The organism is Streptomyces sp. ADI95-17, assembly GCF_003846175.1.
Lineage (GTDB): Bacteria > Actinomycetota > Actinomycetes > Streptomycetales > Streptomycetaceae > Streptomyces > Streptomyces sanglieri.
Genome location: NZ_ML123046.1, coordinates 580,509 through 595,021, shown reverse-complemented (window position 1 = coordinate 595,021; position 14,513 = coordinate 580,509). Strand labels below are relative to the sequence as shown.

The window sequence follows — 14,513 nt, the reverse complement described above, 5'->3', positions numbered from 1 at the left end:
ATAACGACTTTTCACCCGAATGCAGCTTTTATCGTATAGATACTTCCGGTGAACCTGGAAGGACTCATGGTGACTGTCCCCCCAACCAGGAGAACCACTCATGATCCTGTCCATGTCAGGCGTCGTCATTCTCGGCATCATCGTCTTCCTGTTCTTCAGGAAGGACGGCCTCAAGGCGTCACACGCCCTCGTCACTGCCCTGTTCGGCTTCTATCTGGCAGGCACCGCCATCGCACCGAGCATCACCGCAGGCGGCGCGAGTCTCGCCGGCCTCCTGGGCGGGATCAAGTTCTGACCCTCCGCGACCGCTCCCACCCCTTCAGGAGACCGACGTGGCCCGGCGACCACTCCCCCGCATTCTGAGCAGCGGCAGCGCCTCGATCACTCGCAGTCGCGAGTTCGCGCGCACGGCCGCCGACAACGCCACGGACGTCCTCCATCCGCTGATCACGATCACCCGTGGTCTGCGGCTGCTGGCCGCGACCGGACGGCAGAAGTGGGCCGCGACGCCCAAGGACCGGCGTGGCCCCGCGCTGTTCGTCGTCGCGGCCTGCGTCCTCGCGTTCGCACTCATGCCGTACGGGGGCCTGATCGCCCTGGTCACGGTGATGGGCGCCGCCGCGTGGGCGGGGCGGGAGCGGACCCCGGTGAGGACCGGCCCGGACGACGCGGAGACCGCGCGGCTGCGGTCCCTGTACGAGGCGCTCGTGCCGTACTTCTCGGTGGCCGACGACCCAGGTCCGCTGTTCTCCCACGGCGGCGACTGGGAGAAGGCCTTCAGCGGCTACGAATTCGACGCCGACGGGCGGCTGACCCGCCTCCAGGTGACGTATCCCGCCTATTTCACCGACAGCGAGGCCGCCTCCCGGGCCCGGATCGAGCAGCTGCTGCACGCCAAGTCCGGCCGCGGCCGCGAGTACCACTTCGCCTGGGACGAGGAGGGCAACCGGCTCGTCATGAGCGTCCTCGGCGCCCTGCCCACCTCGATCGGCGCCCAGCGCTTCGTCACCGCCCCCGGCGAGACCGTGCTGGGCTTCACCGACGGTGACGCGGTGCAGCGCACGGTCCCGGTGCACGACGGCGACGCCACCCGCGACGCCTCTCCGGTCGTCTGGCGGACCGGCGCCCGCTCCACCGAACCCCATCTGCTGGCGATCGGGCAGCCCGGCAGCGGCACCACCACCCTGCTGCGGTCCATCGCCCTCCAGGCGCTCCAGCACGGCGACGTCCTGATCGTCGAGGGCAGCGGAACCGGCGAGTACGCGTTCCTGACCGGACGCGACGGCGTGCTGGCCGTGGAGTGCGGGGCGGCCGGCGCGCTGGCCACCCTGGAGTGGGCGGCCCACGAGACGGAGCGGCGGCTGATCGCCACGAACCGCGCCCGGCAGTCCGGCCGTCCCGCGCCGCAGGACACCAAGCGCCCGCTGTGGATCCTGCTGGACCGCCCCAGCACCCTCGTCCACCTGGCCGCCGCCGACGACGGACCCGATCCGCAGGAGCTGCTCCAGGTGCCGCTGCGGCACGGCCGGGCGGCCAATGTCATCGTCGTCCTGGCCGATCAGTTCGACGGCCTGGACACCCTCGGCGAGACCGTACGCACGCACTGCCGGGCCCGGGTGGTGCTCGGCCACTGCTCCCGCGAACAGGCGGAGGCGGTCCTCGGCACCGAGCCGCACACCACCCCCACCCCCGACGTCCCGCCCGGCCGCGGCTACGCACGGCTCGGCACCGCCGCGGTGCTCCGGCTCCAGGTCCCGGCCACACCCGATCCCTACGACGAGGCGACCGACGAGGCGCAGCGGCAGGCGGTGCTCGGGCTGCTCCCCGAGCGGCAGGCACCGGTCGAGACGGCGGTGCCGGACGGGACAGGTGTCCCCGAGCCGGTGCCGCCGCGCACCGTGACCGCGGCCGTGGCCGTCGAGGGCCTGGCGGTCGGCGACTGAACGGAGCAGCACGAAGGGGTGTGGAGTGACCCGGCCGGTCACCCCGCACCCCTTCGGTACGCCGGACGCCGGATCAGGCGACGAACGTACGCGGCGCCTCGATCCCCGCGCCCGCCCCCGAGCCGACCAGCTGCGCCGCCGCCGCGAGCCGTGCCGCCGCCTCGTCCGCGACCGGGCCCGCGACCGTGAACGGCAGCCGCACATACCCCTCGAAAGCGCCGTCGACCCCGAACCGGGGGCCGGAGGGAACGCGCACCCCGACCCGCTCCCCGGCCACCGCCAGCCGGGAGCCGGAGAGGCCGCCGGTCCGTACCCAGAGCGTCAGGCCGCCGCGCGGCACCGAGAACTCCCAGTCGGGCAGCTCCCGGCGGACCGCTGCGACGAGCGCGTCGCGGTTCTCCCGCGCCTGGTCGCGCCGGACCTGCACGGCCTCCTCCCAGCCACCGGTGCGCATCAGCCAGTTCACGGCGAGCTGTTCGAGGACCGGGGTGCCCATGTCGGCGTAGGCACGGGCGGCCACCAGGCTGCGGATCACGTCCGGGGCGGCGCGCACCCAGCCGATCCGCATGCCCGCCCAGAAGGCCTTGCTCGCCGATCCGACGGTGATCACGGTGGAGCCCGACGGATCGAAGGCGCAGACCCGGCGGGGCATCCGTACATCGGGGTCGAGGCAGAGCTCGTTCATGGTCTCGTCGACGACCAGGACCGTGCCGGCGGAGCGGGCCGCGTCCACCAGCTCGCGCCGCTGGTCCTCGTCGGCCAGCGCGCCGGTGGGGTTGTGGAAGTCGGCGACGACATAGGCGAGCCGCGGTGCCGCGTCCCGCAGCACCTGGCGCCACCGGTTCATGTCCCAGCCGCCGAGCCCCTCCTCCATCGCCACCGGCACCAGCCGGGCACCCGCCTCCCGCATCAGCTGCAGGATGTTGGCGTAGCTCGGGGACTCCACCGCGATCCGCTCGCCCCGGCCCGCGAAGAGGTGGCAGATCGCGTCGATCGCCCCCATCGCCCCGGTGGTGACCATGATCTGCTCGGGCATGGTCGGGATGCCGCGTCCGGTGTAGCGGTCGGCGATCATCTGCCGCAGCGCGGGCAGTCCCGCCGGGTAGTCGCCGTGGGTGTGGGCGTACGGCGCGAGCTCCTCGATGGCGCCCTGGACCGCCCGGGTCAGCCATGGTTCGGGGGCCGGCAGCGAGGCGCAGCCCAGGTCGATCATCGAGCCGAGCGACTCCGGGGGCAGCGGCTCCAGGCCGCGTGCGGGCAGCGGGTTCCCGGCGGGCACCGCGGTCCAGCTGCCGGCTCCCCGGCGGGACTCCAGGAACCCCTCGGTCCGCAGCGCCTCGTACGCGGCGGCGACGGTGGTGCGGCTGACGGAGAGGGCCAGCGCCAGTTCGCGTTCGGCGGGGAGCCTGGCGGCGACGGGCACCCGGCCTTCGAGGACGAGCAGACGGACCCCGTCGGCCAGCGCACGGTAGGCGGGCGGTCTGCGGGCACCCGGTCCGGCGGGCCGGGGCTGTTGGGCCCGGAGCTGCCGGGCGAGCTGGGCCGCGCCCACTGCCGAAGTCCACTGAGCCATGAAAATCAGTCCACCTTCCTCGGATTGGCCATAGTTGGCAGCCAATCCCCTGCCACAGAGTGACATGCGGCAGTCCACTTCCACCACACCAGGGGGCACCCCTTGTCCATCACCGCCGTCCCTCGCGGGGCGCACCTCACCCGACGGCTGATCCAGCTGTACGTCGGTCTCGCGCTCTACGGGGCGAGTTCGGCGCTGCTGGTCCGCGCCGGTCTGGGGCTCGAACCCTGGGGCGTGCTGCATCAGGGGCTCGCCGAGCGCACCGGCCTGTCCATCGGGGTCGTCTCGATCATCGTCGGCGCGGCCGTGCTGCTGCTGTGGATCCCGATCAGGCAGCGTCCGGGCCTGGGCACCGTCTCCAACGTCTTCGCGGTGGGCATAGCCATGGACGGCACGCTGGCGCTGGTGCCCGATGTGCGCGGCCTCGCCGCGCAGATCGCCGTGATGGCCGCCGGGGTCGTGGTCAACGGCGTCGCCACGGGGCTGTACATCGCGGCGCGGTTCGGCCCCGGTCCGCGTGACGGGCTGATGACCGGGCTGCATCTGCGCACCGGCCGCTCCATCCGGCTGGTGCGGACGCTGATCGAGGTGGCGGTCGTGGCGACCGGCTTCCTGCTCGGTGGCACCCTCGGCGCGGGCACGGTCGTGTACGCCCTGGCCATCGGCCCGCTCGCCCAGTTCTTCCTGCGCTTCTTCGCGGTCGACGGGGATCCGGCCACGGAGGCCGAGGCGGGCGCCGAAGTCACGGAGACCGGGACCGGCACCGAAGACGCCGCCGTCGCGTCCGCGCCGGACGACGGCGACACCACCGTCACCGCCCGGACACCGGAGCAGGCCATACTTCCGCAGTGACCTCAGTACGCCACCCCTATCTGGACCATCCCGCAACGATCCCCTTCGCCCATCGCGGAGGCGCGGCGGACGGGATCGAGAACACCGCGGCCGCGTTCCGCCGGGCCTCCGACGCCGGGTACCGCTACTTCGAGACCGATGTGCACACCACGTCGGACGGCCGTCTGGTGGCCTTCCACGACGCCACCCTGGACCGGGTGACGGATGCCCGCGGCCGGATAGCCGAGCTGCCGTGGAGCGAAGTGCGGCAGGCCAGAGTGGCGGGCCGGGAACCGCTGCCGCTCTTCGAGGAGCTGCTGGAGACGTTCCCCGGGGCCCGCTGGAACGTGGACATCAAGGCCGGGTCCGCCCTGGTCCCGCTGGTCGAGCTGATCCGCCGGACGAACGCCTGGGACCGGGTGTGCGTCGGCTCCTTCTCGGAGGCCCGGGTCGCCAGGGCGCACCGGCTGGCGGGTCCCCGGCTCGCCACCTCCTACGGCGTCCGGGGCGTGCTGGGCCTGCGACTGCGCTCGTACGGAATACCGGCGGCGCTACGGGCCGGCGCGGTCTGCGCGCAGGTGCCGGAGAGCCAGAACGGCGTCCGGGTGGTCGACCGGCGCTTCGTGCGCGAGGCCCACTCGCGCGGGCTCCAGGTGCACGTCTGGACGGTGAACGAACCCGAGCGGATGGCCGCGCTCCTCGACCTCGGTGTGGATGGCATCATGACCGATCACATCGAGACGCTGCGCACGGTGCTGAGCGGGCGGGGAGCCTGGGCCTGATGCCGGCCGTGCGACGTCTTCACGGGGCGAGACGAGGGGGTGCGGGTTGAGCGCCGAGACCGCGGAAACCGCTGAGCCGACGGAACCGGCAGCGGATGCCGGCGAGGCCGCGAGCCGGAAACGCGAACAACACGGCTGGTATTTCTACGACTTCGCCTGCTCCGTCTATTCGACGAGCGTCCTGACGGTCTTCATCGGCCCCTATCTCACCTCGACGGCCAAGGCGGCCGCCGACGCCGACGGCTTCGTGCACCCGCTCGGCATACCGGTCCGCGCCGGATCGCTGTTCGCCTACGCGGTCTCGGTGTCGGTGGTGGTCGCGGTGATCCTGATGCCGATCGTGGGCGCCGCCGCGGACCGTACCGGGCGCAAGAAGCCGCTGCTGGCGGCCGCCGCCTATACAGGAGCCGTCGCGACAGCGGGCATGTTCTTCCTGGACGGCGACCGCTATCTGCTGGGCGCCTTCCTCCTGATCGTGGCGAACGCCGCGATCTCGGTGTCGATGGTGCTCTACAACGCGTACCTGCCGCAGATCGCCGGGCCGGAGGAACGGGACGCGGTCTCCTCGCGCGGCTGGGCCTTCGGATACACCTCGGGCGCCTTCGTACTGATCCTGAACCTGGTCCTGTACACGGGCCACGACTCCTTCGGCCTGTCCGAGTCCGACTCGGTACGGATCTGTCTCGCCTCGGCGGGCCTGTGGTGGGGGGCCTTCACGATCGTGCCGCTGCGCAGGCTGCGCGACCGGAACGTGGCACCGGACGGCGAGGGGGCCGTCGGTTCGGGGTGGCGGCAGCTGATGGCCACCCTGCGCGACATGCGCCGCCATCCGCTGACGCTCTCCTTCCTGCTGGCGTACCTGATCTACAACGACGGCGTGCAGACGGTGATCTCCCAGGCCTCGGTGTACGGCTCGGAGGAGCTGGACCTCGACCAGACGACCCTGATCACGGCGGTGCTGCTGGTGCAGATACTCGCGGTGGCCGGAGCCCTGGGGATGGGCCGGCTGGCCCGGGTGTACGGAGCGAAGCGCACGATCCTCGGTTCGCTCGTCGTCTGGACGCTGATCCTCGCCGCCGGCTATTTCCTCCCGTCCAGGGCGCCGGTCTTCTTCTATGCGCTGGCGTCGGCGATCGGCCTGGTACTGGGCGGCAGCCAGGCGCTGTCGCGCTCGCTCTTCTCCCATCTGGTGCCGCGCGGCAAGGAGGCCGAGTACTTCTCCGCGTACGAGATGAGCGACCGCGGACTGAGCTGGCTGGGGCCGCTGGTGTTCGGGCTCGCGTATCAGCTGACCGGCAGTTACCGGGATGCGATCATCTCGTTGGTGATCTTCTTCGTGGTCGGTTCCGTACTGCTCGCGAGGGTGCCGGTCCGGCGGGCCGTGGCGGCCGCGGGCAATCCCGTTCCGGAACGGATTTAGACGTTGAAGTGAAAGGCCGGTAGTGTACGCCTTTGGCCTGCCCGGAGGACCGTTACTGCGAGCGGAAGAAGCCGAACTGTTGGGTGACAACTTCCGCCAGATGTGACAAACCGGGCATCGCTGGGTACTTGAAACCCTGGGAAACCTGAAAAAGCAGCGGCACGACGGGCGACGCATGACCGGCAACGGGAATCTTTACCGCCGACCGGACGTTGACCGGATGACGACGACAGCGACACCTGTCCTGTGGGCGACAAGCCCGGGAGGCACGATTCATGAGTGAGCGAGCTCTCCGCGGCACGCGACTCGTGGTTACCAGCTACGAGACGGACCGCGGCATCGATCTGGCCCCGCGCCAGGCGGTGGAGTACGCATGCCAGAACGGACATCGATTTGAGATGCCGTTCTCGGTAGAGGCGGAAATTCCGCCGGAGTGGGAGTGCAAGGCGTGCGGCGCCATGGCACTCCTGGTGGACGGGGATGGCCCCGAGGAGAAGAAGGGCAAGCCTGCGCGTACGCACTGGGACATGCTCATGGAGCGGCGCACACGCGAGGAGCTGGAGGAAGTGCTCGCCGAGAGGCTGGCGGTTCTGCGCTCCGGAGCCATGAACATCGCCGTACACCCGCGGGACAGCAGGAAGTCTGCCTGACCGCGTAACAACACCCGAGTACGACAGAGCCGCGGGCCGTGACACCGGATGTGTGTCACGGCCCGCGGCTCTGTCATGCCCGGAGCGTCCGGCGGCCGGGTCCGAGCCGGCCGCCGGACGGGCATCCGGCTCAGGGAGTCAGCGGCGGCCGGGGGCCCTCGTCGGGGCGTGCGCCCGGCTGCGTACCGTCCTCGCGGATGACCTCACCCTGGACGACCTTTCCGTCCGGACGGTGAATGCGGGCCTGCTGGAAGGCGCCGGAAAGGCTGCCGGGGCTCGCGGCACGCATCCTGCGCTCCAGCGACCGCTCCGCGTACCGGCCGAGCCACGAACGCACCGGCGGCACCAGCAGCAGGAGCCCCGCCGCGTCCGAGACGATCCCCGGGATCATCAGCAGCAGCCCGCCGAGCATCAGGAAGCCGTTGCCCCTGCCGCCCGAACCGGTGGCCGACGGCTCGACGGGGGCGCCGGGCTGCCCCGGCATCTGCTGGAGGGTCTCGGTGAGGTTGCGGAAGGCCCGGCGGCCGGCCCGCTTCATCACGGCGGCGCCGAGCACGATCCCCGCCACCAGGAGCAGCAGCACGGTGAACCCGCCCGCCGCGTCGGCCACGACGGTGAGCAGCCAGATCTCCAGCACCGCCCAGGCGGCGATGGCGAGGGGGACGAAGGTACGGGCGCGAGAGCGCTTGGGGGCGGTCGGGGGCGGTGTGCCGGTCGTCATGGTCCCCAGTGTGCCCGTACGGGCCTCCGAACGGCGCAAGGGGGTGATCACTGGCCCGCGGCCCCGATGCCCGCCGCCGGTCGCGGCGGGCGGCGGTGGATCAGATCGCCTTGCGGCCCAGGACCCGGTTCGTGCGGGAGGAGACGCCCCAGGAGGTGACCCGCCAGAGCGCCTCGACCAGGATGTCGCGGCTCATCTTCGAGTCGCCGATCTCCCGGTCGACGAAGGTGATCGGGACCTCGACGACGTGGTAGCCGGCCTCGACGGCGCGGCGGGCCAGATCGACCTGGAAGCAGTAGCCCTGCGAGGCGACCCGGTCGAGGCCGATGCCTTCCAGGGTCTCGGCGCGGAAGGCCCGGTAGCCGCCGGTGACGTCCCTGGTCTGCAGCCCGAGGAGGAGCCGGGAGTAGGTGCTGCCGCCGCGGGAGATCATTTCGCGGGACTTGGGCCAGTTGACCACGCGTCCGCCCGGCACCCAGCGCGATCCGAGCACCAGGTCGGCGCCCTTGAGCGCGGTGAGCAGCCGGGGCAGTTCCTCGGGCTGGTGGGAGCCGTCGGCGTCCATCTCCACCAGCACGCCGTAGCCGTGCTCGGTGCCCCAGCGGAAGCCCGCCAGATAGGCCGCGCCCAGCCCTTCCTTGCCCTTGCGGTGCAGCACCTGGACCTGGCTGTCCTCGGCGGCGATCTCGTCGGCGACCTTGCCGGTGCCGTCCGGGCTGTTGTCGTCGGCGACCAGGACGTCGGCGTCCGGCACCGCGGCACGTACCCGGCTGACGATCGGCTTGATGTTCTCGGCCTCGTTGTAGGTCGGAATGATCACCAGGATTCTGCCGAGCGGGCCGTACCGCCGCTGACCGCCGTCGTTCACTTACTGCCCCTTAAGTCCGTACGCAGATGCACACCATATCCAGCGCGCCGGGGCCGCTCTCCGACGCGGTCGGGCGGTGCCCGGCGCCGCCGGGGACAGAAGGACGGAAGTACGGACAGAAACACGGGTACGGGCACGGACGGGAACTACGGATGGGGGCCCGGCGCCCTTCGGGCCGACCTGGGACCCGCTGGCTGCGGGTCGACCTAGAGCCGTTGTCTACTGAACGTCCGGGCCCCACCCGGGTCGCACCGCCGTCCGGCTGAAACCTTCCCTCGCCCCCGAGGCGCGGGCGCTGAACCTGGCTGTCAGTGGTGGTGCGCCGGTGCGGCACACCACCCCATGACCCAGCGGCGTTCGACGACTGCGTGGAGGTTTAACCGGTCGGACGTCCTGTGGTGGACTCCGCCGAACCTACCGGCCGGTGGGCGCGTTCTGTCAATAGCCGTCTGACCTGCAATATTTACGAAACTTGCCTGGTCAGTAGCGAAGATCCGCAGGTCGCGGCGGAACGGGGACCACCACGGGTGACGGTACGGGACGGCCGGACGTCACTCGTTCGGCCGCTCGTAGACAGTTCGTCCGAACACCACGGTCCGCAGGCAGACCGGCAGATCGACGCCGGGGGTGAGATCCGGCAGGCCGGGTGTGCCCGAGCGGGGGTCGGTCGACCAGCGGGCGACCCGGTCGTCCGGGGCCTGAACCACCAGGTCAGCGGTGCGCCAGACCGCATAGTCGGCCGGGGCACCGGGCACCAGGGTGCCCGCGTCGTCCCGGCCCACGGCCCGCCAGCCACCCCGGGTGTGGGCGGTGAAGCCCGCCCGTACGGAGATCCGGTGCTCGGACGTGCGGTGGAAGGCGGCGGCCCGTACGGTGCCCCACGGGTCGAGCGGGGTCACCGGGCTGTCGGAGCCGAAGGCGAGAGGCACACCGGCCCGCAGGAGCGCCGCGTACGGGTTGAGGGTCCTGGCCCGCTCGACGCCGAGCCGCTGCGCGTACATGCCCTCCTCGCCGCCCCAGGCCGCGTCGAAGGCGGGCTGGACGGAGGCGGTCAGCCCCAGCTCCGCGAACGCGGCCACGGTCTCGGGGGTGAGCATCTCGGCGTGCTCGACGCGGTGCCTGGCACCCCGGATCCGGGGCAGCCCGAGCGTCTGGGCGGCGGCCCTGACGCCGTCGACCACGGCCGAGAGCGCGGCGTCGCCGATGGCGTGGAAGCCGGCCTGGAGGCCCGCCTCGGTGCACGCGGTGACATGGGCGGCGATCTGCGCCGCGTCCAGATGGGCGGTGCCCCTTCCTCCGGCCGGGCCGTCGGCGTACGGCTCGTACAGGCAGGCGGTGTGCGAGCCGAGCGAGCCGTCCACGAAGAGGTCCCCGGCCGCTCCGACGGCGCCGAGTTCCCGGATCCGGCGGGCGTCCTTCTCGTCGGCGACCTGCTCGGCCCAGTAGCCGAAGACCCGCGGTCCGCGCTCGGCGGCGGCGAGCTTGAGCAGTCCGGCGAAGTCCTCCTCGTCGGAGATGTCGGGGCCGCCGCACTCGTGGACGGTGCCGATGCCGAGCGACGCGGCGTGCCGCAGGGCGGCGCGCTGGGCGTCGGCGCGCTGGCCCGGCGAGAGGGCTTCGTGGGCCGCGGCGCGGACCGCGTGGTGGGCGGCGCCGGTGAGCGGGGCGTCGGGGTGGTGGCCGGTCAGTCCGGTGACGCCCGGGACCAGGTCGAGCAGGGCGGTGGTGACCACCGCGGAGTGCACATCGACCCGGGGCAGGTAGACCGGGCGTCCGCCGGCCGCCGCGTCCAGCTCGCCGCGCGACGGGGGGCGCTGCTCCGGCCAGCGGGCGGCGTCCCAGCCGTGGCCGAGGACGACCCGGTCCGCCGGGTGCCCGGCCACGTACGCACGCAGCAGGCCGAGCGCCTCGTCGAGGGTCCGGGCGCCGGACAGGTCGAGGCCGGTGAGGGCCAGGCCGGTCGATGTGGTGTGGACGTGGGCGTCGGTGAACGCGGGGGTCACCAGCGCGCCGTCGAGGTCGATCACTTCGTCGACGCCGCTCGCGAAGGCGTCGGCGGCCCCTTCCGAGCCCACCCAGGCGACGTGGCCGCGTTCGACCACCATGGCGGTGGCGAAGGGGTCGGCGGGGCTGTGGACGTCTCCACCGCGCAGCAGCATGGTGCGGTGTTCGCTCTGGGGGGCGGTGCTCTCGGTCATGGGACCAGTCTCGCGCCTGTCCGGAGCCGCACGGTCCGCGACCCCCTCAGATCTGCGGCGGCCGTGCCTCGTACGGCGTGGACAGGACGACCGTGGTGCGGGTGGAGACTCCGGCCAGCGAACGGATCCGGGTGAGCAGGTGCTCCAGCTCCAGGGGGGTCGCCACACGCACCTTGAGGATGTAGTTCTCGTCACCCGCGACGCTGTGGCACGCCTCCAGCTCCGGGACGTCGGCCAGCCGCTCCGCGATGTCGTCCGGCGCGCTGGGATCGAAGGGCTTCACCGAGATGAACGCGGTGAGCGGCAGGCCGACGGCCTCGGGGTCGACGACCGCGGCGTAGCCCCGGATCACCCCGCGCTGCTCCAGCCTGCGGACTCGCTGATGAACCGCCGATGTGGACAGGCCCGTGGCCTTGCCCAGGTCGGTGTAGCTCATCCGCCCGTCCTTGACGAGCAACTCCACGATCTGTCGGTCCAGCTCCTCCATACGGACCAACCTATTGCCCCAGGTCCCTCCAGGCACAGCGGCAGGAGCCCCGGAAGGGGCACCTGCGGCGGGCATGTGACGAATGCCACAGGTTTACGGGTCGGTAGCCGACCCCCTCGCGGTTACGGCCGATGCGCGACGGGAAGTGCTTGCTGTGGTCGAGGCCGTGTCGCCTGGTCGGCCCACCTGAGGGGGGAATTTCCCATGCAGAGCCTGAAGCTCACCGGACGCAGCGAACCGGATCCCGGCGAGGACGCCGCTCCCGACGCGTACGACACCTTCGAGATGTACCGGGTGATCTGCCCGGACTGCGCGCAGCCGATCGCGCTGCTGGCGGACGAGGACGTGCTGCCGGAGCACGCGCTGTGCCCGACGCCGTGGAATCCGTTCGTGCTGACCGTCTGTGCCGGTACCGGCCGCGCGGCCGCGCAGTCGCGGCCCGCCGACGAGTCGCTCGACGCCCAGGAGCAGGAGACGGGCCTGTTGTTGACGCTCCCTCAGGGGCTCGACTGGAGGATGCAGCCGTTCTCGCACGCCGGCGGCCCCGGCTCGCGCCCGCTGCGGGTGCCGGGGATGCGGCGCCACGCCGCCTGACGGCAGCCCCGCACGCGACCGCCCGGACCCCGTCCGGGCCCCTCCCCGCACATCTTCGCCGCACCACGACGGCCCGGCCGGCGTGGTGCCCGCGGCGGCGACCGCCCGGGGACGGGGCGAACGGGCTCTCGAATCGGCCGGACAGTGACCGGGGGCCCGCCCCGCGCCGTTGGCCAGTCATGACCCTGCTGCATTCAACGGCCGGTCCCGGCCGCCGCCGTCTCGCCGCTCCCGCCGCCGAAGAATCGGTTCCGCAGCCCATGGCTCCCCGGTCGGTGCCGCGACCCGTGCCGCACTCCACCGATCCGCCCATCTACCGGGCGCTGCTGAGTCATTGGGAGAGCGCGGACCGGACCCTGCCGGGCCGCCATGACCAGGAGTGGAACCGGATCATGACGACGCCCGTGTGGTCGGACCGGCCGTTGCGGGTCAGCGCGTCTCAGGGCCCGCGAGGTGGCGGGCGATGACCATCCGCTGGATCTGATTGGTGCCCTCGACGATCTGCAGCACCTTCGCCTCGCGCATCAGCCGCTCGACGGGGAAGTCCTGGGTGTAGCCGTATCCGCCGAGCACCTGGACGGCGTCCACGGTGACCCGCATGGCGAGGTCCGTGCAGAACAGCTTGGCCATGGCCGCCTGGCGCGAGAAGGGCTTGCCCTCGTCGCGGAGCCGGGCCGCCTCCAGGTAGAGCGCCCGGCCCGCCTCGATCTGGGTGGCCATGTCGGCGAGCATGAAGCGCAGGCCCTGGAAGTCCGCGATCGGGCGGCCGAACTGCTGCCGCCCGGTGGCGTAGCCGACGGCCTCGCTCAGGGCCGCCTGGGCGACACCGATGGCGCAGGCCGCGATGCCCAGGCGCCCGGAGTCGAGTGCGGACAGGGCGATCGCGAAGCCCTGGCCCTCCTCGCCGATCCGGCGCGCGTCACCGACCCGTACGCCGTCGAAGTTCAGCTGGGCGGTGGGCGAGCCCTTCATGCCCATCTTCTTCTCGGGGGCGGCCGCGTTGAGTCCCTCGGCGTCGCCGGGGACCAGGAACGCGGTGATGCCGCGGGGGCCCTCGACGCCGGTGCGGGCCAGGACCGTGTAGAAGTCGGCGATGCCGCCGTGCGTGATCCACGCCTTGGTGCCGGTGAGGACCCAGTCGTCGCCGTCACGTACGGCCTTCGTGCGCAGCGAGGCGGCGTCGGAGCCGGAGGCGGGCTCGGAGAGGCAGTAGGCGCCCAGCAGGCCGCCTCCCAGCATCGCCGGGAGGTGTTCGGTCCGCTGTTCCTTGGTGCCGTATCCGGCGACCGCGTGACAGGCCAGGGAGTGGACGCTGACACCGAGGCCGACGGTCAGCCGGGCCGCCGCGAGCTCTTCGAGGACCTGGAGGTAGACCTCGTACGGCTGGTCTCCGCCGCCGTACGCGGAGTCGTAGGGCAGTCCCAGCAGTCCGGACTCGGAGAGCAGCGAGAAGACCTCGCGCGGGAACCGGCCCGCCTCCTCCTCCTGAGCCGCCCGGGGCGCGATCTCTCGCTGGGCGATGTCGCGGACGAGCGCGACGAGCTCCCTGGACTCCTCGGTGGGCAGACGGCGTTCCACCAAATAAGGGGCACGGTCGGACATGACGGCGCTCTCCTCCCTGTCGGGCGTTGCGACGGTCGCGCGCGAGGGGTGTGGGCGGCGCCGCCGGGGGCTTCCGGGCCGGGCCCGGAGAAGCACTGCTACCCAGCCGACGCCGGCCCCCTCGGATTACGAGAGCTGCTGGCCAGCGGCTGTGGCGGCTTGAGTATGCCCGATCGGACGATATCCGTCACGGGGTCACCGGGCGACTCGGCGCCGAACACGACGATCACCGGAAATGGTCCGAACCATTGACCTCACTGGTCTAGTCCATCTACGGTTCCCAGCGAACGGCCTTTGCGCGTTCATGCCAAATCCACGCGATGGCCGACTGCTCGCCCCCACAAGCAAGTTCCCTCCCCCACGAGGAGACAAGATGTTCGGCAAGCACCGCCCCCGCGCCCGGTTCCGGGCGCTCGCCGCAGCCGCCTGTACTGCCGCCCTCGGCGCCACTCTGCTGGGTGTCGCGGGCTCCGCCTCGGCCGGCACTCCCCCCACCGACACGCGGGCCGCGGCCCCCGCTTCCGCCGAATCGGCCCCCACGGCGGCCGGCGACAAGGTGGTCGGATACTTCACCAACTGGGGTGTCTACGGCCGCAATTACCACGTCAGGAACATCGAGACGTCCGGCTCGGCCGACAAGCTCACGCACATCAACTACGCCTTCGGCAACGTCACCGGAGGCAAGTGCGCGGTCGGCGACTCGTACGCCGACTACGAGAAGGCGTACACCGCCGACCAGTCCGTCGACGGCGTCGCCGACACCTGGGACCAGGATCTGCGCGGCAACTTCAACCAGCTGCGCAAGCTGAAGAAGCTGCACCCGGACCTCAAGATCATCTGGTCG

At 71.9% G+C, this 14,513-nt stretch carries 14 protein-coding genes; 8 read left to right on the top strand and 6 right to left on the bottom strand.

The annotated features are described in order from the left end of the window. Positions 1-100: 100 nt before the first annotated feature. Both EES42_RS16485 and EES42_RS16480 read left to right on the top strand, forming a co-directional pair. Entirely contained in the window at positions 101-295 is a 195-nt protein-coding gene (locus EES42_RS16485) for a hypothetical protein (RefSeq protein WP_018103962.1), read from the top strand. A 37-nt stretch (positions 296-332) separates the two neighbouring features. Continuing rightward, positions 333-1,943 carry a P-loop NTPase family protein gene (locus tag EES42_RS16480; RefSeq protein WP_124718969.1) on the top strand — a complete coding sequence of 537 codons (1,611 nt, stop codon included), beginning with the start codon at positions 333-335 and terminating at the stop codon, positions 1,941-1,943. Positions 1,944-2,016: 73 nt separating this feature from the next. Here EES42_RS16480 and EES42_RS16475 read toward each other — a convergent pair whose 3' ends face one another. Further along, the gene (locus tag EES42_RS16475) at positions 2,017-3,516 is read right to left on the bottom strand and encodes an SCO1417 family PLP biosynthesis transcription factor (RefSeq protein WP_124718968.1); all 1,500 of its coding nucleotides are present in this window, start codon (positions 3,514-3,516) and stop codon (positions 2,017-2,019) included. 102 nt (positions 3,517-3,618) lie between these two features. Here EES42_RS16475 and EES42_RS16470 point away from each other — a divergent pair, with 102 nt between their 5' ends. From EES42_RS16470 to EES42_RS16455, 4 genes are all read left to right on the top strand, one after another. Continuing rightward, complete coding sequence (locus EES42_RS16470) at positions 3,619-4,368, top strand: membrane protein YczE (protein ID WP_241196410.1); 750 nt, start codon at positions 3,619-3,621, stop codon at positions 4,366-4,368. Continuing rightward, the gene (locus tag EES42_RS16465; RefSeq protein WP_124718967.1) at positions 4,365-5,129 is read left to right on the top strand and encodes a glycerophosphodiester phosphodiesterase; all 765 of its coding nucleotides are present in this window, start codon (positions 4,365-4,367) and stop codon (positions 5,127-5,129) included. The genes EES42_RS16470 and EES42_RS16465 overlap by 4 nt, the downstream gene beginning before the upstream one ends. A 46-nt stretch (positions 5,130-5,175) precedes the next feature. After that, on the top strand, positions 5,176-6,549 hold the full coding sequence (locus tag EES42_RS16460) for an MFS transporter (protein ID WP_124718966.1): 1,374 nt from the start codon (positions 5,176-5,178) through the stop codon (positions 6,547-6,549). A gap of 275 nt (positions 6,550-6,824) precedes the next feature. Continuing rightward, positions 6,825-7,199, top strand: coding sequence for an RNA polymerase-binding protein RbpA (locus tag EES42_RS16455; RefSeq protein ID WP_007262928.1), 375 nt, complete (start codon positions 6,825-6,827; stop codon positions 7,197-7,199). Positions 7,200-7,329: 130 nt separating this feature from the next. Here EES42_RS16455 and fxsA read toward each other — a convergent pair whose 3' ends face one another. The 4 genes from fxsA to EES42_RS16435 form a co-directional block, all read right to left on the bottom strand. Then, positions 7,330-7,920 (bottom strand): FxsA family membrane protein, encoded by a 591-nt coding sequence (gene fxsA, locus EES42_RS16450; RefSeq protein ID WP_124718965.1) that lies wholly within the window; start codon positions 7,918-7,920, stop codon positions 7,330-7,332. A gap of 100 nt (positions 7,921-8,020) precedes the next feature. Continuing rightward, on the bottom strand, positions 8,021-8,788 hold the full coding sequence (locus EES42_RS16445; protein WP_124718964.1) for a polyprenol monophosphomannose synthase: 768 nt from the start codon (positions 8,786-8,788) through the stop codon (positions 8,021-8,023). A gap of 551 nt (positions 8,789-9,339) precedes the next feature. Next, the gene (locus EES42_RS16440; RefSeq protein WP_124718963.1) at positions 9,340-10,986 is read right to left on the bottom strand and encodes an amidohydrolase; all 1,647 of its coding nucleotides are present in this window, start codon (positions 10,984-10,986) and stop codon (positions 9,340-9,342) included. Between the two features lie 46 nt (positions 10,987-11,032). Next, positions 11,033-11,473, bottom strand: coding sequence for an Lrp/AsnC family transcriptional regulator (locus EES42_RS16435; RefSeq protein ID WP_124718962.1), 441 nt, complete (start codon positions 11,471-11,473; stop codon positions 11,033-11,035). A 204-nt stretch (positions 11,474-11,677) separates the two neighbouring features. Between EES42_RS16435 and EES42_RS16430 the strand changes: the two genes are divergently transcribed. Beyond that, positions 11,678-12,067 (top strand): hypothetical protein, encoded by a 390-nt coding sequence (locus EES42_RS16430; protein ID WP_124718961.1) that lies wholly within the window; start codon positions 11,678-11,680, stop codon positions 12,065-12,067. Between the two features lie 429 nt (positions 12,068-12,496). Here EES42_RS16430 and EES42_RS16420 read toward each other — a convergent pair whose 3' ends face one another. Further along, positions 12,497-13,669 carry an acyl-CoA dehydrogenase family protein gene (locus tag EES42_RS16420; RefSeq protein WP_124718960.1) on the bottom strand — a complete coding sequence of 391 codons (1,173 nt, stop codon included), beginning with the start codon at positions 13,667-13,669 and terminating at the stop codon, positions 12,497-12,499. Between the two features lie 373 nt (positions 13,670-14,042). Between EES42_RS16420 and EES42_RS16415 the strand changes: the two genes are divergently transcribed. Continuing rightward, on the top strand, positions 14,043-14,513 hold a 471-nt coding region (locus EES42_RS16415; protein ID WP_241196409.1), incomplete at its 3' end, for a glycosyl hydrolase family 18 protein.